Raw genomic sequence first — 21,721 nt, 5'->3', positions numbered from 1 at the left:
TCTCTCCCGAACTGTAAGATTAGACATTAAGATTGTGATAATACTTTTTTAGCATCTTCACGAAGTGCCTCTAGTTTCTTCCTGTCTTCAATTCTTTGCATTGATTGTTCTTCTTTCACTTGTTTATATTCGGCAATCCCTTTTACGATCGTATCCCACATACTTTCAATCGTTTCCATCTTAATACTTGAACTTCCTGAACGTTTTGCAATTTCTACACTTTGATTCATAATATCACTCGTTACATCTTTCAGCATTTGGTTTGCCCGGTCTTCAAATGCATTTAACGAATCAGAGTGAACTTTTTGACGTTTGGCACTTACTGTATTAATAATTCCCATCTTGAAAATAGGAATTGTCGTAACGAATGCACTGTTAATCTTTGCAATTAAATCATTATTGCCTCTTTGCATCGTTTTAATTTGCGGTGCAGCAATTACTGCTACCATACGGGCTTTTTCTAAATCATCCACTTTTCGTTCCAATAACTCTTTGACTGTCCTTAGATTTTCTAATTCTATCCGAGCTAATTGATTCCCACCGTTTGCTTTCTGTTCACATTCAGGTATTAATTTATTTACTTCTTCCAGCTTCATTTCTGCTGCTACAACATATTTCTCCAGTTCAAAATAATACTCAATATCTTCCTCATATAATCCTTCTAAATTATGATTCATTCTTTTTAACTCATCTTCAATAGCGACGAATTCCACATGAATCTTTTCTAATTCGCTGCCCAATGTTTGATATTTTTTAAAAAGTGCTTCTGTTGAAAGCTTTGCACGCTGAAATAATTTTTGAAGAAGATTTGGTTCTTTTGTAATTTCATTTCGATCAAACCGCTTCATCAGCTTCTCCAGCTGATTTAACAATTGGCTTGATTCATCTACTTTTGAAAGGGTCATCGTATTTAAAATCCGGTCAGAAAAACGGGACAGTCTTTCTGCTGGTTCTTTTCCAAGAGAAAGCAGTTCATTTTGCTTTTTTATATCCATTGCATTTACAATTTGAAGCACTTGCGGCTCTTCACGCAATTGAACCCTTAACTCATTAGCTGTTTGTTCATTCAAGTTTTCCTTTTGCAGCTGTACATCGTTTGTCATCATTTTTCCTCCATTTATTTCATCTAAAAGATACGTTTAATAAATTTCTTAAACAAGGACTTCTCATTACGCTGAAATTCTTGATATTCCTGTTCAAAAACCATTTCTTCCAGCCAGTGCGTATCATAGTAAGTCGAATCAATATAATTTTCTATATCTGTATGTCCTGCCGGATTGTACAAAATAATATCTAATCCGAACTCATTTAAAAATAAGAGCAATGCAGCATCCTCACGTGAAGGCTCTCCATTGGTCTCCATATTATATAAAACAATGCGTGGAACCTCTTGCGAATAATCAAATCTCTGTAATAACTGCAAAATTTCTTCCGGAATCATACTAGCCTGTTTAAATAAAAACAATTGCAAATCATATTCCGTTTCATGATTCAATTTCTTGAGCTTCGGCCGCTCGCAATACTCCTTCATCGTATGTGCAAGAGCTTTTTGTAATCCTAAAGGCAGATGTTTATATGCCCACCAATTCCCGGTTATGATTTTTCCAGGTACTAAATCACCCTGTTTATCCAGGGATCTTTGATAATGAAAATGATAATTTGCTTTCGTTGTTTTACAATAAGGAAATTCACGAATACTTAAAGCTAGCGGATAGTCTTTTAATTCTTTCATTCTCTGCCAATATTCTGTTCGGTCCCTTGATACTCCCTTTACTTTTGCAAATATAGCAGGAATATACACTCTGTCCTCTTCTATTTTAAAGCTTGGTCTAATCATCGCTTTTTCTTTTGCATAAATAAAAATGTCATCATATGTTGTTTTCAAAGTTATAGCAGATGGAATGGACTCTCTGAATTGCCAAGGTTTATATACACCTGCTTCATTGTCATTCAGCATCTTTTCCAGCTGTTTATTCGCTCGATATGCGACTGTCGTTTGGCGTTCTCTCAGTTCTGTCGGGAAAGGCTCTAAATTTCCTTTATCCGAGTATTCATAAACGAGGGAAAGCTGATTTTCTCTATCTGCTTCAGCGAATAAATCTTCCCCTTTAGGATGAAAAATTAATATATCACAGCCTAATTCCATTAATAGTAATAAAAAGTATTTCTGGCTTATTGACAGCTCTCCATACCAAACAACTTTAGGGAACTCTGAACCAATTGCAAGAGCTTCCGACCATTTTTCCCAATGATTTTTCAGCCATTTAATCATATCAATTAAAAATCGGCGAAACTCCGGAGACTGTAATCCGCTGTTTTGGAATTTTTCAAAATGTTTTACTGCTTTTATAATTGAAAGCTGAACATGCCGATTAATACTCGGGTCTTTATGCTTTGGGATAAGGTTCCTTCCATACATAAAGGCAATTAACCGATTAATAGACAGTCCTTTAGGTTCTTCCTGATGAATCATTAAAATATCCTGAATTTCTTGAAAAACATGATTTTCTATCGTCTTATCCAGCTCTTCATTTAACACATGAATAAAATCTTTCTCACTCATATCAAATAAAGTATTATAATATTCATCTTCGTCTAAAGGAACACCTAAAACCCGAATAGCAATCCTATTAAATCGGAAAACATTTTCGTCTATTTGATAAACCGGCCTTGTACGGCTGGAAGAAAGAAATAATTCTAACCAGTCTGATGTCGTTTTATATAGAACAGGTTCAATTTGTATGTAGCTCACCTTACCTCTCCTTTCTTCATAATAATAGGCATATTACTTACTATTATATAGATATCTTATAACAGTTGCTTGAAGAGCCTTTAAAATCTTAAATCTTATTCCTGCCAATTCACTATTATTACTCTCATATTATCACTTTTCCATTCTAAAGCTGCTAATTTCCAGCTTATTTATTACAAAATAAAACAGTCCCCAAAAATTTCTGGGGACTGTTCCTAAACCATTTCCTCTGGTTTAATAAATTCATCAAATTTCTCTGCACTAAGTAACTGTAGCTCGATCGCGGATTCTTTTAACGTTATCCCCTTTTTGTGTGCATGCTTTGCGATTTTCGCAGCATTTTCATAGCCAATATATGGATTAAGTGCAGTGACGAGCATTAATGATTCATTTAAGTATTTTTTAATGACCGGCAAGTTCGGTTCGATGCCCACTGCACAATTGTCATGGAATGATTTTATTGCATCTGTTAATAATCGTACAGATTGCAAGAAATTATAAATAATAACCGGTTTAAACACATTTAATTCAAAGTTTCCCTGACTTGCAGCAAACCCGATTGCCGCATCATTTCCCATTATCTGTACCGCAACCATCGTCATTGCTTCTGCTTGTGTAGGATTTACTTTTCCCGGCATGATAGAGCTTCCCGGTTCATTTTCGGGAATTTTTATTTCCCCGATTCCACACCTAGGACCACTCGCCAGCCACCTGATATCATTAGCAATTTTCATTAAATTAGCTGCTAATGCTTTTAACGCTCCATGTGTATGAACAGCTTCATCGTGACTCGTTAAAGCATGAAATTTATTCTGAGATGAACTGAAATTTTCACCAGTGAGTTCACTTATTTCCTTTGCAGCGATATTCCCGAACTCAGGATGAGCATTAATCCCTGTGCCTACGGCTGTACCGCCAATCGCCAGGTTTCTCATAAACTGTGAAGATTCATCAATCATCATTTTTGTCTGTTTTAGCATATGCACCCAGCCACTAATTTCCTGTCCTAATGTCAATGGTGTTGCATCCTGTAAATGGGTACGGCCAATTTTCACAATGCTTTGAAACTGTTCACTTTTTACTTGTAATGTAGTGATTAGTATATCAATTGCCTTATAAAGTTCCTTCTTTACCGCCATCACTCCAGCAATATGCATCGCTGTCGGAAATGTATCATTAGAACTTTGGCTCATATTTACATCATCATTTGGATGGAGGCTCTCCTTGCTGCCTTTTTCCCTTAGTATTTCATTTCCCCTATTAGCAATCACTTCATTTACGTTCATATTACTTTGTGTTCCGCTCCCAGTCTGCCAGACGACGAGCGGAAAATGTGCATCCCATTTTCCTGAAATAATTTCATCACAAACAGCAGCAATTACATCGTTTTTTTCTTTACTTAGCTTTCCAAGCACATAATTTGCCTTCGCTGCACTTCTTTTCAAAATCGCAAATCCTATAATAACTTCATGCGGCATTTTTTCTATTCCGATTTGAAAATTTTCTTTACTTCTCTCTGTCTGTGCTCCCCAATATTTATCAATCGGAACTTTCACTTCACCCATCGTATCTTTTTCAATTCGGTAAGACATAGGTCACCTCCGAAAAATTAGCTCTCTATATACTATCTTCCCCATTTTTCTAATAATTCCTTTGCCTTCTGCTGAGATATATTAAACGATTGCCAATGGGCTGATGTCTCTTTCAAATAAGCTTTTCTTTCTAATAAGCCCTTATCAATATCTTCTTTATTAAACTCGATTAAATAAGGGACAGCCTCTTCTGAAAGTGTACTAATATAGTAATAATCAATTTTCTTCGTTGCTTCATATCTCTCCAAATTTTTCTCAATGATGATCTTATCAATATTTAAATAATTTAATCCTACATAAGCAAGTAATGTAATAATCAAAGATAATTGGATATACTTGATTTTCTTTATCCAAATTTTAATGAGTACTAACAATAATAGTAGAAAAAGTAAAATCATAAATGAATGAGCAAATATTCTCGAGTACGTGAAGCCATATGCTGCTTCATATAAAGATAGTCTCATATAGGCTGATACGAGCATAATATTCGTAAATAGGACGAGCAGCGTCTGCAGAACATTTAAAAGAATATTGGCAAAGCTCTTTAAAGGCTTCAAGAAATGCGTCGCAATCATAAGTATTCCTAAATTAATAATTGTAATAACAGTCAGTTCTGAAAAACCTTTTCTTGCATATTCAGCATAAGTATATTTAGCTGAAGCAATCGACGGGTCACCAGAAAAGAAATATTGAAACTGAATAGAAACATAAATACAATAAATAGCATTGATTAGAATGAGAATGGTACCCATAATAATGCTGTCTAATCCTATTTTTTCCTCTTTCTCTTCCTTTACTTGCAGTTGTAGTTTTTTATTAAGGATTGTTATATATGCGAGTAATGATGAGAATACGATAAATATAATTAAAAACTGAAATATAAAACTGCCAATGTTTAAATTTGCAAAAAGGCTAGGAATGTCTATTAATAATTGCTTAAATTTATCATCAGACGACATTAATAAATATAATACTGTCCATAAAAGCGGGATAGAGATTAATAAACCAATCATTATTTTTTTGAATATATTATAGCTTTTTTCATTCATCTTCCCTTTCACCCACTTGCTTCCGAATGAAAAATGATGAAAGAAATGGACAATTGCATCCCTCAACGTAATCATAACTGCAGTAATAAAAAGGCGATTATGCCAGTCTTTAAATTCCCATCTTTTCAGATGCACCGTATGAATGATGAATAGCACAGGAATTAAGAGGAAATTCAATACAAGTAAAACCTCATTCGTATACAAAGCAAATGTCGCTGAAAGCATGAAAATACATATTAATAAAATATAATTAAATATGGAACGTCCATTCTGTGAAGCTCTCGTCCCAGTGAAAAGAACGATATAGACATATATAATAAATAACGGATAAGAAATCCCAATCCATTTCCCATAAAATAAATAATGAAATAAAATTCCTCCGATTAAACAAAGTATAATATTTTTTAACATTTGATTCATTACAGATCATCTCCTATATAGTAATTCTAGGTATATATGCAGAACTTTACTTTAAATCAATATTTTTAATCCAGTATTCCAATGAATCCATAGGCTTCTCTCTCACATGTATATAATATAACTTCACTTCATTCGGTTTTACATTTTCCGGCAGAGTAAAAGAAAACTGAAATTGTTCATCTGGCTCTATATCTATAATCTGCGGTTCCCATTCAGATTCATATTCTTCTTTTAATGTCTTCCTTAACTCCAAATTTAAAGCTTCCCAATCCATTTCTTCTGTATCCTTCACATTATTCCGCTTTATATTTGAGATTTTTCCATTGCCTGGAACATAGAAAGCTGCAAAAGCTCCAGGAAATCTATATTCATCTAGGCCTTCCTCCCAATTACCTTTTACAATAAATGTCTCATACTCTCTATCAATATGTAATTGTAGAGAATCTATCGTTACTTCATATAAAGATTGATGAAAGACATATCCAATTAGTATTATGAGAATGAATAATGGACTAAAACACAGGAAAGAAGCAATTCGGTTTTTCTCCCAAATCATAATCCCTGTAATAATGGAACCGCAAAGAATGATTAATAAAATAAGTGACATTACTTCCTCCTTTTACAATTATATACTCAGTAATTCTATGTATATAAACGTGAGAGACCAATTCATGATGAAAGATCCCCCCTATAAAGAGCGATAAACCCCAATATAATAGCTTATCCGGCTTATCGGATATAATAATGCTGTCATTAAAACACAAAGGATAATAAATGGTGTTGTTAAAATCGGGTCAAACCAGGCTGTCGGAATCATTTTAAAAATCGTCATGATCATTAATGAAATATTTGGAATAAGACATAAGAGAAATGTTTTCGAAAAAAGTGTTTTCCCTCTAATCCCAAATTCCTTCCCAATTTCAAATCCCAGTATAATCCAAAATAATGTATAAATAAAAACAATGACTAATGATACTTTTGAAAGCATCAGCCATGTATCTGTAAAAATAGGATGTTTAAAAGTATGATAGCCGACTGTTAGCAAACCACCGATAATGAAAAATAAAAAATTACAAAACACAAAGTTTTTTTGGACAAATTGTGTTGAAATAAGACTTGAATCTTCATACTGCTTAGCAATTTCCACAGGACTTCCCAATTGCTCGACTATATCTTCCCAATTTAAATGTGGACATTCTTCCATTTTCTCATCAAGATGAACGGAATACTCAGCTATAATATCTTCCTTATTTACGTTACAGGGCAGTTCCTTTTTCAATTCTTGTAAAAACGCCTCTTTAAATGGAATCATGTGCATCTCTCCCAATAATGCCATTCATCATTTTTACAAACTTACCCCACTCTTTCGTTTTTTCTGCTAAAATTGCTTTTCCTTCTTTTAAAATACGGTAATACTTTCTTGCCGGCCCCTTCTCTTGTTCTTGCCAATATGCTTCCACATAGCCTTTCTGTTCAAGCTTATGAAGAGCTGGATAAAGCGTTCCTTCTTTTACAGTAAGAGTGTTTTCACTCCTTTTCTCCATCTCCTTCACGAGCTCATAGCCGTACATATCACGTTCATTTAACAATTGAAGAACAATAATAGATGTACTCCCTTTCACTAGCTCTCTGTCAAACATATAAAACACCTACCTAGAATATTTGGGTATCTGTTTATATCATTACAAATTATGAAGAGAAAATCAAGATTTTTTTAACTCTGTTTATTATCAATTTTCAACAATATAAAGAGTTTTCGACAGATTCCATTAATACAAAAAAGGCTGTCCTTAAGACAGCCTCTCCGTTCCCTATTGTACATCGTACCCTTGATCATCAATTACTTCTTTAATTGCTTCTGGATTTACTTTCACTTCTTCATATGCGACATCTACTTTTCCAGTTTCCAAATGAACTTCCACACTTGAAATTCCGTCTAGTTTCCCAACTGCAGCTTCAATCGCTTTTACACAATGCCCGCATGACATCCCGCTTACATTTAACGTAATATTTTTCATCTCTCATCATACTCCTTATTTTTTCATTAATTTTTGAATTGTAATTAGTACTTCATCCAATATTTCTTCATCACCTTTTTTAATACGCTCAGCGACACAATGCTTCATATGGCCTTCTAATAAAATTTTAGCAACACTGTTCAAGGCTGACTGTGTAGCAGAAATTTGGGTAATGACATCATCACAGTAAGTATCTTTTTCAATTAATCCTTTAATACCCCGAATTTGTCCTTCGATTCTGTTGAGACGTGTTGTCAGATTTTTCTTTACTTTATCGGAATGATGGCTTCTTCTGTCATCATATGTACAATGATCAGTGCATTCTTGTTGGTCATCCATATTAATCTATTCCTTTCTTTACTCTTTATATAAATACTATACCCCCCTAATGTATAATAGTCAATATTTATTTCTTTTATTATAATCAGCTTTTTATTTTAAATACAAAATAAAAGGTAGAAGTACAATGCTTCTACCTGGTCATTTATTACATATTAACAGCCGTAACCGCCAAATCCACCTGCAAATGCACCTGCACCAACGATAATTAAAAGGATGAAAAGAACGACAATTAGTGCAAATGCACCTCCTGCAAAGCCGCCTCCAGTTCCACAACCACTCATTTTAACACCTCCTGATCTTACATAATTAGACTATGTCATTATTCAGGAAATGGAATAGGCAAAAGACCATTTAATGAAAAAGAGTCCAGCTATCATAGCCAGACTCTTCTTAATATTTATCCCGCAAAAGTGTCAATTACTTTTGCTTCCTGCTGCTTCCGCTGTCTCTTCGCTTTTTTGAAATGTAATAATTCATAAACAACCGGAATCACAACAAGTGTTAAAACGGTCGCAACAGCTAATCCGCCGATAACAACGATTGCTAAACTTCCTGAAACCAAATTTCCTGCTTCCGCTTCTTTAAATAATAGCGGCAGCATTGCAGAGATCGTTGCCACAGCAGTCATTATAATTGGTCTCATCCGTACACCTGCTGCTTCTACAACAGCATCACGGATAATCATCGTTTCTTCATTTTGCTTCACGCGGTCTAAAAGAACGATCGCATTCGTAACAACAATCCCAATTAACATAAGCGCACCTAACAGACCTGTAACATCAACAGAAATTCCGCTGATCATAATACCTAAAATGGCACCTATAGCCGCAAGTGGCAATGTACATAAAATAGCGATTGGAGCACGAATTGTTTTAAATGTAACGACCATGATCAGGAATACAATTCCGATTGATGCGAGCATCGTTGTAAATAAGTCGTTAAAATCATCAGCCTGGTCAGCACTAGCACCGCCAACAAGAACATCAATATCAGATGGTATATCTAATCCTTTTGTTGAATCGTCACCGAATACTGCTTTATTCACATCAGCAGAAATAACGGATAGTTTTTCAGGATCCACTTCAGCTGTAATTCTTACATACTGATCTCCATCTTTATGGAAGACGCTTGTCGGTTCCTCTACTTTTTCAAGCTTAGCCACTTTAGAAATAGTCGTCATTCCGTTAGGTGTTGCGATCGGTACATCGGAAGCTTCTTTTTCTGTTTTAGGACTATAAAGCGGCTCAATCATTACCATCGTATGCTGATCGTTTATCTCTAAAGAACCGATAGGCGTTTGGTTTAACATAACAGCGGCCTGCTGTGCAATTTGATCAGCCTTCGCTTTTGCTGGGTCTACCACATAAGAATAAATTGTTTTCTTTTCTTCCTGATTTGTTGTAACCTTTTCTACACCATCAATTTTTTCAATTTCCTCTTGAACATTTTCTGCGATTTTTGTTAGATCATTTATATCTTCACCGACTACATCTACTGTAATTGATTTTGAACCAGAGCCTAGCATAGTAGCTTCCACTACTTCAAGCTCCCCGCCATCATAGGCATTTTTTTGTGTTTCTATTTTCTCATTAAACTCTTTCATATCTGTATCATCTTTAAGGATAACCATAATTTGTGCTTCTGTAGGGCTTGCAACACCACCATATTTAGCAGAATCTGCTGTATTACCAAGCTGTAAATATGTTTTGTCTACTCCCTTTTGCTTTAAAATATAATTCTCCAGCTTTAATGATTCATCCTTTACTTTTTCAATAGGTGTCTCATTTGGGAAAGATAAAGCAACAAAGGAATAGTCAGCTTTTGTACTGTCTGCAGATCCCTTAGGTAAAGCGACATATGCACCGATTGAACCAGCAAATAATATAAAGGCTGTTAATAAAACGACCCATTTATGATTTAATGACCAAGTTAAAAATTTCGCAAAACGCACAGACGGCTTATGCTCTTTCAATTTTGCATTTTTTAATAAACCTGCACTCATAAGCGGGACCACTGTCAGAGCCACAATTAAAGATGCAAGTAATGAGTATGTGATCGTTAATGCGAACGGAAGCAAGAAATCTTGTAAACTTCCATTTAATAATCCCATTGGCAAGAATACGGCAACCGTCGCAAGTGTGGAAGATGTAATCGCTCCGCCTACTTCTTTTGTTGCTTCAATAACTAAGCTCACAGAGAATTTCTCTGTCTGTGTCTTTCTGAAAATATTTTCAATAACAACGATACTGTCATCAACGAGACGGCCTACCGCCACAGCTACACCGCCAAGTGTTAAAATATTTAATGTTACACCAGACTGTGCAAGTAAGAATAATGTAATTCCAAGTGATAATGGAATAGAGATAATAGTAATAAGTGTAGAACGGATATTTCGTAAGAACAGCATAATGACAATCGTTGCAAATAAAGCTCCAAGCAATACTTCTTTAATCATTGAATGTACGGATGATTCCACTGAATCTGCTGTTGATAAAAGAATACTTGCCTCCACTTCTTTATATTTTTTATTTACTTCCTTCACCTGTTTTTCTGCTTCTTTACTGATCGTAACCGCATTCGAGTTACCATCCTTTGTAACAACTAGAATAAGACCGTCTTTTCCATTGAATTTCGTTAAAGTATTTTCAGGTTTTTTTACTTTAATCGTTGCAACATCTTTAAGTGGGACAGTTGGAACAATTTCTGTATTCTCTAGTTTTTCAAGTGTATCAACATCTCCGACTACTTTTAAGTTTGTTGTTTTTCCATCAATATTTTTTTCAGCGATAGAAGTTGATACATTTTGCCCCTGTAGTAATGTTAAAATCGTTTCCATCGGAATTTGCTTTTCTGTCAGTTTCTTCTCATCTAACTCAACTGAAACGTATGAAGGTACTGTTCCGAATGTTTGCAGGTTGGAAACACCTTTAATATCTTTAAAATAAGGAGCGATTTCCTCTTTTGCAAATTGAATATTTTTTGGGGTAACCCCATCGTTAAATGATAATGCAATATATGAGACCGGAATCATCGATGTATTCAATTGCACAATATTTGGCTTCATGACATTTTGCGGTAACGTTACACCGCTAAGCGCCTCTTCAATTTCTCTCTTTGTTTCTTTTTTATCGATTTTTGAATCAAGGTGGATATCAACTGATGTATATCCATCACCAGTCGTAGAAAAAATATTCTTCTTTCCGGTTACGCCGTTTACTGCTTCTTCAATCGGGGTTGTTACCTGATTTTCCATTGTTTTGGCATCTACCCCTTCACCTACAACTACAATCGAAATGAAAGGCTGATCGGCAGAAGGTAAAAATTCCATTGGCAGTTTGAAATAACTGATAACACCCATGACTAAAATAATAATCGTCATAAGAGTTACTGCTGCTTTGTTTTTAAAAGACCATTTCGTAAACCAAGACATATTGTATGTCTCCTTCCTCGTACAAAAATTAACTTGCTACAGCCATTATTGTAACGACAAAGTCTTGAACCAATAATTGACTAAAGCAGTAAATCCTTCTAGGGCTTGAGACGTATTTCATATGTCTTAGTTATTTTACAAAACTAATGAACCTGTTTTTCAAATAGAACATGCCGCTCATTCATTTTTGCAATCCGATTTAACAGCAGATAATTTACAATCATTAAAACAGCAGCGATAATAACGATAATAATCGGGTTAAGCAGAAAAAGCCCTGCCGCCTGGCTGACCATGATCGCGATAACTGGTAAAACAACTGTCCCTCCTAATTGCTGTGCCTCTTGGAATCCTTTTACCCGCGCAGAAATTAATACATTAAAAAGAATAGTAAAAACAGAAATAATAGGGACAAGTAAGAAGAGTAAAATAATCCAATTAGTATTTGGCAATAACATTTGATTAAATGTTGAATATGTTAAACTATTGACGACAATTGCACATAAAATGAAACTGCCATATGTAAGAGCAATCGTTGGAATGAAGGAAGCAAGCACTTTACCGACAAATAAATCTTTAATTTGAATCGGAGCAAAAAGTAAGCTTTCAAGTGTTCTTCTTTCCTTTTCACCAACAAAGCTGTTTGCCGCAATCATAACTGAAGATAGCACAGGAATAAGTAAAAATAATGGCATTAATAAATAATTAACGAATAAATAGATTAGCTGGGTCTTCTCATCCTTCAAACCATCTAACATGTCACGAAGCTCGCCTTCAGGAAGATTTTTAATCATCATTTTCAATGTATCAATCCCATTAATTGAAGCAACATCAGCCATTTTTCCGAAGTAAATAACAAACCCCGGCATAAATACGCATAACATAACCGGTAAAATAAGCATCGGAAGCCAAATCTGTTTATTAGATGTAATGGCACGAATATCTTTTTTGGCGATCGTCCAAATTAGTTTCTTATTCATTTATTTTCCCTCCTAACTTGAAAATAGAGTGATTCAAGATCTCGATTTAAGATTTCTGCTGAATAAACGGAGCTTTCATTCAATATCAATTTCAATAAGTTAGAAACTGACTCCTTTGACGGCACTGTAAAAATAAGTGTTTTCTCATTTAACCGTATGAAAGGATAACTATAATAAATGTCACCGATGATATGTAAATCTGTCTCTACTTTCAATTGGAAATCCTTTAAATACTGCTTTTCAATCTCTTCATGTGTTCCTTCAACGATCACTCTTCCGCTGTCCATAAAAATATATTTATTACAAATATCTTCAATCTGATGCAGAACATGTGAACAAATTAAAATTGTAGTACCTTCCTGTTTATTCAATTCTTTTAAATAATACATGACGCTTTTGATTCCCTCAGGATCCAGTCCATTTGTCGGCTCATCAAGAAAAAGAAGGGACGGATCATGAATCAATGCTTTCGCAAGTGCAAGTCTTTTTTTCATCCCCGTGCTGTATGTTCCAACTAATTTATCCTTATGTGCCGTCAATTCAAATTGCTCTAATAATTGGCCAATTCTCTTTTCAGCCTGATCTACACTATAAATTTGAGCGAAAAACCTCAAATTGTCTAATGCATTCATTTCATGATAAAGCCCTGCACCTTCTGTTACGATCCCACTCATACTTCGAATTGGATTACCATCTTTCACAGGGTTAAAACCGTCGACAGTCATTTCCCCTTCATCAGGTAAAATAACCCCATTTAATAAACGGATCATCGTCGTTTTTCCTGAACCATTCGGACCTAATAAACCCGCAATCTCTCCTTTATCAACAGTAAAGTTCATATTTTCCAAAACAAGCTGTTCATTATAGCTCTTCCTTATGCCGTTTACTTCAATAAATGCTTCCTTCATTTTTTCTCCCCCGCTAACGTTAGGCGATATCATATTATTTTTTATTACTAGTTAAATAGTACCAAAAAATAGAAACATTACTATAAATTTTTCAAAAAAAGCCAAACCCTGATATATGGGTTTGGCTTTTTATCTATTATTCGAAAACTTTAATAAACTCTCTCATATAATCTGGAAGATCAGGCGGGCGTCTGCTTGAAACAAGATGACCGTCAACAACGACTGGCTCATCAATCCAAGTAGCTCCGGCATTTTCCATATCATCACGAATACCAGGTGTACTCGTTACCTTTTTACCTTCCAGCACTTTTGCTGAGATTAAAACCCATCCTGCATGACAAATCTGTCCGATCGGCTTTTTGTTCTCTTCCATATGCTGAACGATAGCTATTACTTCAGGGAATCTTCTTAATTTATCAGGTGCCCAGCCTCCTGGAACGAGCAATGCATCATATTCAGCAGGATTAATATCTCCAAAAGAAAAATCCGCTTCTGCCGGCACACCATATTTTCCAATATACGTCTCATTTGCTTTTTCACCAGCAAGCTCGACAATCGCTCCTTCCTCACGAAGGCGATGAATAGGATACCATAGCTCTAAATCTTCAAATTCATGATGAACAAAGCTTAAAATCTTCTTACCCTCTAACTTCATTCTCTATTCCCTCCCCTATTTCCTAAAATGAAATCAACAAATGTATCTACACTGCTTCTTCTAAAACGCTGCGGTTTTTGAACGAGCCATAAATCTCTTTTTATATTGATGTTTTTCATCTTTACCTCTCTCAAAAGACCGAATTTCAGCTCTTTCGCTACTGTTATTCTCGGTAAGATGCTTACTCCAAGTCCCGCTTCAACCGCACTTTTAATCGCTTGAGTACTTCCTAATTCCATGTAACTTTCCATTTTATCAAGAATGTCGCATTCTCTTAATGCATTTTCGACGATTAATCTTGTCCCAGAAGTAGATTCTCGCCAAATCATATGTTCTTTCGTCAACTCTATCATATCAATTTCCGGTCTATTTTTCCAATGATGATCAATCGGACAAACGACAATAAGTTCATCATCAGCAAATTTCTCTATATGAAAGCTCTTATTCTCAACTACTCCTTCAACAAGCGCAATATCAATTACATCACTTGAAAGCTTTTCAAGTATATTATGTGTATTGCCGATATTTAAGAGGACTTTCGTTTCCTGATACTGCTTTTTGAAATTTCCTAAAAGCTCAGGTAGAAAGTATTCTCCAATTGTTAATGAAGCACCTACACTAAGCTTGCTTTCATAATTCCCTGTAATTTGCTGAACCGCCTCTTTTGAACGGTTAATATCCTTCATAATCTCCTTTGCAAATGGATATAATGAATGTCCCGCTTCTGTTAATTTTAATTTTCCGTCTGTACGGTCAAATAGAAGTGTTCCGTATTCATTTTCTAATTGATGAATTTGTCTTGTAACAGCTGGTTGTGATACAAAACTAAGACGGGCCGCTTGGCTGATACTTCCTTCTTCAACAACTAAACAAAACAGCCTTAAACTATCAATATTCACTGAATCATCCTCACCTTTTAACAGATCCAGTATTTATTATACCAAACTAACCCTTATATTAATGTGCTAAAAATAATTTGATACTAACAACAATTAATAGAAGCAATAACATTTGAATAATTACTTTCCCTGGAATTCCAGGTGGTAAACCTGCACTTATAACTGGTTTTCATATCTCATTAAGCAGATCAGTTTTAGGTAATATTACTTATGAAATGAAAAGGAAATATTACATATAGATAAAAGGAGAAATATACGGTAAAATTTCATAAAAAAGTAAAAGGAGTTCTACAAATGAAGAAGAAACAAATCTCAGCACTCTCTCTACTACTCGTTCTATCACTTTTATTAGCTGCCTGTTCTTCAAGTAAAACGGACAGCTCTAAAGAAACCGACAGTTCTAAGGAAGCGGATACACCAGCAACTTCACCTGTTTCCAATAGCGAAGAAGAGGCTCATTGGTCTTATGAAGGAGAAACTGGCCCGGAACATTGGGGAGATTTAGATCCTGCAAATCTTGCTTGTGTAAACGGAACAGAGCAGTCACCTATAAATATTGAAACAACAGAAACAGAGGAAAAAGCAGATCCACAAGAACTGACTATTAATTATGTACCAACATTATTTTCTTTAGAAAATAATGGACATACTATTCAGGCTAACCCTGCTGCTTCTGATAATTCAATTACACTCGGAAATGATACATATCACTTAGCACAGCTTCATTTCCATACACCTAGCGAACACCTATTTAATGGAAATTCTTTCGATATGGAGCTCCATCTTGTTCATAAAAATGAAAAAGATGAGCTTGCAGTTTTAGGATTAATGATTAAAGAAGGAAAAGAAAATTCTATTTTAAAAGAGGCTTGGGAGTCCATGCCTAAAGAACAGACAACAGAAGACGTACAATTAAAGCAACAAATTGATTTAACAAATATTCTTCCCAAAAATCAAGATTCATTCCGTTACAACGGTTCTCTAACAACCCCGTCATGTGCAGAGGGAGTTAAATGGATCGTTTTAGAAGAACCAATTGAAATGTCTAAAGAACAAATCAAACGTTTTCAAGAAATTTTCCCTGAAAACAACCGTCCTGTTCAAAACTTAAACGATCGTGAGATTTTCAAATATTAAGGTAAAATAAAAAGACGATAAGAAGCATAATGATTTTATAATGATGCTCCTTATCGTCTTTTCTTTATTAAACTACTGTTCAATATATTTTTTCAGCATTTTATGAACTTTCGATTCAACAGCATCCAAGTACTCTTCTTCGAATTCGTATGCTGGATGCGGCTGAAACCATTGGATATCACCTTCATGAATAATTCCTTTATACTCATCTCCATTAATATTCAACTTAAACTGATGACGCTCGTGAATTCTTCCTTCAAACATCGGCTGTACTTCAAAAATTTCAAACAATAATAATACCCCCCTACTTCATGGTATTATTATCCTTACCCAAAATGGATATAATATATGTCCACTTTCTAATTTTAATACATACTTTTTCTGCAAAAATTAACAGCACGGCCGATAGCAGAGGATTATTTATTAGTATTAAACTGAATAACACGGCTGCAAAGTTTTTCGACTAATTTACGCTCATGGCTTACAACAAGTACCCCTATATTTCTTCTTTTAGCAATTTCAAGAACTGCGTGCCATATTTGTGCCTGTGTAATCGCATCAAGCATCGTAGTCATTTCATCAGCAAGAAGAAACTGTGTGTTTACCCCTAATGCTCTTGCCACACAAAATCGCTGCAGTTCACCACCTGATAATTCATTCGGCCATCTCGTTAGCCATTCATCTTTAATACCTAGGCTTTCTAATAACTCCGTGTCCGGCACTCCCGCTTCACTTAATATTTTACTCATTTTCCAACGCGGGTTGACTACCTTCTCAGGATGCTGATGTATTAATTGTACAGGGTTGTATCCCTTTTTCGGTATGGAAAGACCATTTATCGTAATAGTACCGCTATGCGGATTTTCATAACCAGCTAAAATCTTGCAAAAAGTTGTTTTTCCGCATCCGCTTGGTCCTGCTAAGCCGACAATTTCTCCTTGTTCCAATGAAAAATCAACATTTTCGATTATCTTTTCTTTTCCATAATGAAAGCTAACATTTTTTGCTTCAAGACGCATGAATGCACCTCACTACTCCATCGCGAACCTTTTTCATCTCTGGACGTGACATACTGCATTCTTCAGTTGCCATCTCGCAGCGGGGTGCAAATAAACAGCCTGAAGGTAAATGATCAGGATGTGGCTGTGAACCTTTTATAGGAATGAAATCATTTTGCGGCAATGCTCTCCATAATGCCTTCGTATACGGGTGTCTCAAGTTCTCACCATTCCCCGAAAAATTATGGACAGGAGCGATCTCAACAGTCGTTCCCGCATAAAAAACAGCAATCCTGTCAGCAATTTGTAATGCTGCTTCAATATCATGTGTAATAAGCATAACTGCACAGCCATTATCAGCTAATTGTCTGAAATGCTTTAATGCTTCCGCTACAGATGCAGAATCTAATCCGGGTGTAGGTTCATCGGCAATAATAACCTTTGCACCGCTAATCATAGCAGTAGATAAAAGTGTTCTTCTCGCCATCCCTCCAGAAAGCTGAAACGGGTACATTTTGTCAACCTGCTCTTTTAAATTGTAACGCTCAAATACTTCCCTTTGCACTTTTACCTTATCACCATTTTTAACTGATGTTCTCACTTGTGCTCCTACACGCATAAGCGGATCTAAATAGTTAACCGACTGTGGAACTAATGAGATTTCATTTCCCCTTAAAGCCTCTTGGCGTGAAAGGGTCAGCTCTTCCCCTTTATATCTTATTAATCCATTCACATAAGCATTGTTAGGCAATATTCCTAAAATTGCATGAGCAAGCAAGCTTTTTCCCGATCCGCTTGCTCCAACAACCGCTACAATTTCTCCTTCTTCCACCGTCACACTTAAATCTGAAATAACATCATAATTTTTTTGCTTTAAACTACTTGAATATTGTTTGAAAGAAACAGATAAATCTTTCACCTCAAGGATAGCCATATATTTTTCCTTTCTTTTCAAAAATGAAGATCAATTATACTAATCATGGGCCCTATTCGGGTCAAAAATAATCCGCAGTTTTTCTCCAATCATATCAAATATTCTTACAATAATAAGTAAACATAACCCAGGGAAAAAAGCGAGCCACCACATCCCTGAAGATAAATATTTCATCGATTCCGATAAAATGATTCCGATTGCCGGTTCATGTGGTGATAAACCAAGACCTAAAAATGTAACTGCTGCTTCATGCAAAATCGCATGAGGAAATAATAACATGAAACCGACCAAAATTTGCGGAAGTATATGTGGAAAAATATGTAGAAACGCAATCCAAACCTTAGATTTCCCCATCATCCTTGAAATTTGTACAAACTCCGCTGAACGAATCTGCATTACTTCAGCTCGAATAATACGTGCGAGACTTGGCCAATGGGTCAAGGCAATTCCAATAACAACTCCATTAAAGCCTCCTCCTAACGTAAAGGCAATAAGAATGAGCGTAACAAGATGTGGTACGCTTAAGAATAGATCTATTAGCCATGTTACGACCCTGTCGGCTATTTTCCCCATCGTTGCTGCAGCTAGTCCTAGGCTAAGAGCAATTAAAGTACTGCCAGCCGCTCCAATTATTCCGACTTTGATACTTAACGAAAGCCCCATAATAGTTCTAGCAAACATATCTCTTCCTAACCAATCCGTACCGAAAAGATGTTTAAAATCAGGAGATGAATTTCTATCTTGTAAATTTGTTGCAATATTATCCTTATCAAGTATAGTACCTATAAATACGATACTTAATAAGAAGACGATAGCAATTAAAAGGAAAAGAAATGTTCTTTGTCTGTTATTTAATATTTTTTTATTCAGGTTAGGGATCATATTCCTTTCCCCTCCCTTATTCTTGGATCTAACAAACGATAAATTAAATCTGCAATTAGGTTCCCTGTAAAGACAAACAAGGCACTAAAAATAACTAATCCTAGTAAAAGTGGAACATCACCTCTAAGACCCGCTTCCACTGTCGCTTGTCCGAGTCCCGGATATGAAAAAACCTGTTCGGCAAGAACTGCTCCGCCAAACATTTCACTAAAAGCTGCAAATTGTAATGTTATTGCCGGGATAGCAATATTCCGCAAACCATGTCTCCAAAATAAAAGGAAGCCTTTTTCACCCCTTGCTCTTGCAAATAACACATAATCACTTGCAAGTACATCAATCAATTTCTGTCTTGTATGCAAGGCAACATTCGCTACCCCTATAATACTAAGTGTCATAGCCGGCAAGATAAGATGTATTATTCTGTCACCAATCGTCACATCTTCTGAGAGCACTCCAGCAGGCACACCTAACCCGATCGGAAACAGGTCAAGCCATACGGCAAAAATCATAAGCAATATAAGCCCCATCCAAAAAGCAGGGGTCGAAGCCAGTGTATAACAATACCATTTTATAAAACGATCGACCCATGTACCTTTCTTCATTGCTGCAACGATTCCTAAAATAAAACCAATTAATCCAGAAAAAACCCATGCCACTGCCATTAGGAAAAATGAATTTAAAAACCGTTCACTAATAATTTCAGAAACTGGACGGCGAAAGATCATCGAAGTACCTAAATCTCCAGCAAGCAGTGCTGACAGCCAGTTAAAAAACTGTGTCGTTACAGGCTCATTTAATCCCCAATACTCCATAATTCTTTCCCTTTGTTCAGGCCCGACTTTCAGCATATCTGCACCTACATAAGCTTGAATTGGATCAATTGGTGAATTTTTCACTAATATAAAGGAAATCAAACAGATAGCTAATAGAAGGGAAGCTAGTTTTACCAGCTTCCAAAAAAGAAAAATACCAATGTTCTTACTAGTTTCCAACCTACTCAGTCCATTTCCATTCAACGAGATTATCTGTTACAGGCCAGCCATGTCCATGTGGATGGATTCTTTGCTTGCCAATATCAAGCTTTTCATTCACTAAATACAGATGATCAATATTTACTAACCAAGCCCAAGGTGCATCTCCTTTTGCACTTAGACCTGTTTTTCCGTCCCATTGTGCTTTTTTCCAATATTCGTTTGCTTCTTCCTCATTTGTTGCCTTAAGTGCTTTTTCAAAATATTGATCTACTGTTTCATTTTTATAAAAACCAATATTATAATATTCAACTCCGGCATTTTCACCACTGTAAATATTATACATCTCTAATGGGTCATGACTTCCCCATCCCATCAAAACAGCATTAGAATACATTTTCTTCTCAATTGTATCCCAGCTGCCACCTTCTACTTTTATATCGATCCCTAGAGGCTTCATCATATCGGCTACAGAAATAGCAAGTGATTGACGGATAGTATCATCAGCAGGATATAGAAGAGTAAATTCCGCTTTTAGAGATCCTTTTTCAAGAATTCCATCCTTATCTGTATCTTTCCATCCTGCATCTTTCAGCAGCTTCTTAGCACCTTCTAAATCCCCGTCTTTAATAACCGTTTCACTGTTCCACCAAGGAAGGGAATCTACTGACGTATACGCTGCTGTTCCATAACCTTCCAATACTCCATCAATGAGTATTTTTCTATCTATTGCTATATTAATTGCATGACGTATAGATGGTTCAGCTGTTACATCATTACCAATCGGATGACCAGCTTCTGTTTTGTCTCCTGACTTCACATAAGGAAAGATAATACCACGGTTATCAACTGTTTTCACATCTTCAAGCTTCATTCCGTCTACCTTCTGTTTACTAAATGAAGCAGGAATATATGCTACATCCACCTGATTCGCTTTCGCCGCAGCAAATGCAGCATCTTCATTTAAAAATAAAAAAGTTACCTTTTTAAAGTTTGATTTTTCACCATAATATTCAGGATTTTCTTTTACAATAAGCTGCTGTCCCTTGTCCCATTGCACAAGCTCAAATGGACCAGAACCAACAGGATTCTGTGCATAATCTTTACTGTAAGCATGTTTAGGAACAATACCTGTAGCAACTAAATTATTAATAAATGTTGACTGCGGCTCCCTTAAGGTAAACTTCACAGTAAAATTATCAGCAGCCTCTACTTTTTCCATTACATTTAAGTCAACAACAGAGCCATTATTCAATGCCGTTTCAAACGTAAATTTAACATCAGCAGCTGTTAAAGGCTTGCCGTCAGAAAATTTGACGTCTTTTCTTAAAACAACTGTCCAAACCTTTCCATCCTCGCTTACTTCATAATTCTCTGCGAGGTCATTTACAATTTTAAGATTATTATCCCTTTTCAACAAAGTACTTTGAAACAGTGGTGAACCGTAACGTCCCCAGCCAGTCGTTGGATCAAATCCAGCTTCTGGTTCATTTCCCACAGCTAAAATAAGATCCTCTTTTTTCTCATTTGTTTGAGCCTCGTCCTTATTATCGGTACTTTTTTGAGAACAGCTCGTTAAAATAATACAAAAAATGAAACAGACAACTGTAAATAAAAATTGTTTTTTCTTCAATTATCTCTCTCCCCTAGTAAAATTCCCTAAAAAGGTAATATTTTTAGGACTCACAAACAAATAATACCATTTTTTCTCTTTTTACACTTGTTATAAAGTGAACCTTCCATCAGTGGGGGTTTTC

At 35.6% G+C, this 21,721-nt stretch carries 22 protein-coding genes; 1 reads left to right on the top strand and 21 read right to left on the bottom strand.

Features of this window, described 5'->3' with window-relative positions; translation table 11 throughout:
• Positions 1 to 26 precede the first annotated feature (26 nt).
• The 15 genes from BFA01S_RS11035 to BFA01S_RS10965 all read right to left on the bottom strand — a co-directional run bounded on the left by BFA01S_RS11035 (position 27) and on the right by BFA01S_RS10965 (position 15,042).
• The gene (locus BFA01S_RS11035; RefSeq protein WP_066229895.1) at positions 27 to 1,103 is read right to left on the bottom strand and encodes a toxic anion resistance protein; all 1,077 of its coding nucleotides are present in this window, start codon (positions 1,101 to 1,103) and stop codon (positions 27 to 29) included.
• Between the two features lie 23 nt (positions 1,104 to 1,126).
• Positions 1,127 to 2,752 (bottom strand): YceG family protein, encoded by a 1,626-nt coding sequence (locus BFA01S_RS11030; RefSeq protein ID WP_066229892.1) that lies wholly within the window; start codon positions 2,750 to 2,752, stop codon positions 1,127 to 1,129.
• A gap of 215 nt (positions 2,753 to 2,967) precedes the next feature.
• The gene (gene fumC / locus BFA01S_RS11025) at positions 2,968 to 4,344 is read right to left on the bottom strand and encodes a class II fumarate hydratase (protein ID WP_066229888.1); all 1,377 of its coding nucleotides are present in this window, start codon (positions 4,342 to 4,344) and stop codon (positions 2,968 to 2,970) included.
• Positions 4,345 to 4,376: 32 nt separating this feature from the next.
• Entirely contained in the window at positions 4,377 to 5,813 is a 1,437-nt protein-coding gene (locus tag BFA01S_RS11020; RefSeq protein WP_066229884.1) for a DUF4153 domain-containing protein, read from the bottom strand.
• A 46-nt stretch (positions 5,814 to 5,859) separates the two neighbouring features.
• Positions 5,860 to 6,420: a hypothetical protein gene (locus BFA01S_RS11015; RefSeq protein ID WP_066229882.1), complete on the bottom strand. Its 561-nt coding sequence runs from the start codon at positions 6,418 to 6,420 to the stop codon at positions 5,860 to 5,862.
• A gap of 81 nt (positions 6,421 to 6,501) precedes the next feature.
• Positions 6,502 to 7,125 carry an HAAS signaling domain-containing protein gene (locus BFA01S_RS11010; RefSeq protein ID WP_066229879.1) on the bottom strand — a complete coding sequence of 208 codons (624 nt, stop codon included), beginning with the start codon at positions 7,123 to 7,125 and terminating at the stop codon, positions 6,502 to 6,504.
• Positions 7,112 to 7,453: a PadR family transcriptional regulator gene (locus BFA01S_RS11005; RefSeq protein WP_066229874.1), complete on the bottom strand. Its 342-nt coding sequence runs from the start codon at positions 7,451 to 7,453 to the stop codon at positions 7,112 to 7,114. Before BFA01S_RS11005 ends, BFA01S_RS11010 begins: the two co-directional genes overlap by 14 nt.
• A gap of 171 nt (positions 7,454 to 7,624) precedes the next feature.
• On the bottom strand, positions 7,625 to 7,831 hold the full coding sequence (gene copZ / locus BFA01S_RS11000; RefSeq protein ID WP_066229872.1) for a copper chaperone CopZ: 207 nt from the start codon (positions 7,829 to 7,831) through the stop codon (positions 7,625 to 7,627).
• 15 nt (positions 7,832 to 7,846) lie between these two features.
• Positions 7,847 to 8,170, bottom strand: a complete 324-nt coding sequence (locus tag BFA01S_RS10995) for a metal-sensitive transcriptional regulator (protein WP_066229868.1) — start codon at positions 8,168 to 8,170, stop codon at positions 7,847 to 7,849.
• A gap of 155 nt (positions 8,171 to 8,325) precedes the next feature.
• The gene (locus BFA01S_RS10990) at positions 8,326 to 8,454 is read right to left on the bottom strand and encodes a YjcZ family sporulation protein (protein ID WP_066229865.1); all 129 of its coding nucleotides are present in this window, start codon (positions 8,452 to 8,454) and stop codon (positions 8,326 to 8,328) included.
• Positions 8,455 to 8,570: 116 nt separating this feature from the next.
• On the bottom strand, positions 8,571 to 11,603 hold the full coding sequence (locus tag BFA01S_RS10985) for an efflux RND transporter permease subunit (protein WP_066229860.1): 3,033 nt from the start codon (positions 11,601 to 11,603) through the stop codon (positions 8,571 to 8,573).
• 143 nt (positions 11,604 to 11,746) lie between these two features.
• The gene (locus BFA01S_RS10980; protein ID WP_066229855.1) at positions 11,747 to 12,580 is read right to left on the bottom strand and encodes an ABC transporter permease subunit; all 834 of its coding nucleotides are present in this window, start codon (positions 12,578 to 12,580) and stop codon (positions 11,747 to 11,749) included.
• Entirely contained in the window at positions 12,577 to 13,488 is a 912-nt protein-coding gene (locus BFA01S_RS10975; RefSeq protein WP_066229852.1) for an ABC transporter ATP-binding protein, read from the bottom strand. The genes BFA01S_RS10980 and BFA01S_RS10975 overlap by 4 nt, the downstream gene beginning before the upstream one ends.
• Before the next feature lie 136 nt (positions 13,489 to 13,624).
• Positions 13,625 to 14,143 carry a type 1 glutamine amidotransferase domain-containing protein gene (locus BFA01S_RS10970; RefSeq protein WP_066229848.1) on the bottom strand — a complete coding sequence of 173 codons (519 nt, stop codon included), beginning with the start codon at positions 14,141 to 14,143 and terminating at the stop codon, positions 13,625 to 13,627.
• Positions 14,140 to 15,042 carry a LysR family transcriptional regulator gene (locus BFA01S_RS10965; RefSeq protein ID WP_066229845.1) on the bottom strand — a complete coding sequence of 301 codons (903 nt, stop codon included), beginning with the start codon at positions 15,040 to 15,042 and terminating at the stop codon, positions 14,140 to 14,142. The genes BFA01S_RS10970 and BFA01S_RS10965 overlap by 4 nt, the downstream gene beginning before the upstream one ends.
• A 294-nt stretch (positions 15,043 to 15,336) precedes the next feature.
• Here BFA01S_RS10965 and BFA01S_RS10960 point away from each other — a divergent pair, with 294 nt between their 5' ends.
• Positions 15,337 to 16,179, top strand: a complete 843-nt coding sequence (locus BFA01S_RS10960) for a carbonic anhydrase (RefSeq protein WP_066229842.1) — start codon at positions 15,337 to 15,339, stop codon at positions 16,177 to 16,179.
• Positions 16,180 to 16,251: 72 nt separating this feature from the next.
• Here the strand turns inward: BFA01S_RS10960 and BFA01S_RS10955 are convergent, their stop codons facing one another.
• The 6 genes from BFA01S_RS10955 to BFA01S_RS10930 all read right to left on the bottom strand — a co-directional run bounded on the left by BFA01S_RS10955 (position 16,252) and on the right by BFA01S_RS10930 (position 21,597).
• Entirely contained in the window at positions 16,252 to 16,470 is a 219-nt protein-coding gene (locus tag BFA01S_RS10955) for a hypothetical protein (RefSeq protein ID WP_066229839.1), read from the bottom strand.
• 125 nt (positions 16,471 to 16,595) lie between these two features.
• Complete coding sequence (locus tag BFA01S_RS10950; protein ID WP_066229836.1) at positions 16,596 to 17,198, bottom strand: ABC transporter ATP-binding protein; 603 nt, start codon at positions 17,196 to 17,198, stop codon at positions 16,596 to 16,598.
• Entirely contained in the window at positions 17,188 to 18,111 is a 924-nt protein-coding gene (locus BFA01S_RS10945; protein ID WP_066229833.1) for an ABC transporter ATP-binding protein, read from the bottom strand. Before BFA01S_RS10945 ends, BFA01S_RS10950 begins: the two co-directional genes overlap by 11 nt.
• 39 nt (positions 18,112 to 18,150) lie before the next feature.
• Positions 18,151 to 18,993: an ABC transporter permease gene (locus tag BFA01S_RS10940; protein WP_066229831.1), complete on the bottom strand. Its 843-nt coding sequence runs from the start codon at positions 18,991 to 18,993 to the stop codon at positions 18,151 to 18,153.
• Complete coding sequence (locus BFA01S_RS10935) at positions 18,990 to 19,985, bottom strand: ABC transporter permease (protein ID WP_066229828.1); 996 nt, start codon at positions 19,983 to 19,985, stop codon at positions 18,990 to 18,992. The genes BFA01S_RS10940 and BFA01S_RS10935 overlap by 4 nt, the downstream gene beginning before the upstream one ends.
• A gap of 1 nt (position 19,986) precedes the next feature.
• Positions 19,987 to 21,597, bottom strand: a complete 1,611-nt coding sequence (locus BFA01S_RS10930) for an ABC transporter substrate-binding protein (RefSeq protein ID WP_066229825.1) — start codon at positions 21,595 to 21,597, stop codon at positions 19,987 to 19,989.
• Between the last annotated feature and the right edge of the window lie 124 nt (positions 21,598 to 21,721).

Origin of the sequence: Metabacillus fastidiosus NBRC 101226 (assembly GCF_001591625.1) — a bacterium.
GTDB classification, from domain to species: domain Bacteria; phylum Bacillota; class Bacilli; order Bacillales; family Bacillaceae; genus Metabacillus; species Metabacillus fastidiosus.
Note: the sequence above shows the minus strand (reverse complement) of the source record. Positions and strands in the feature narration are given on the sequence as shown.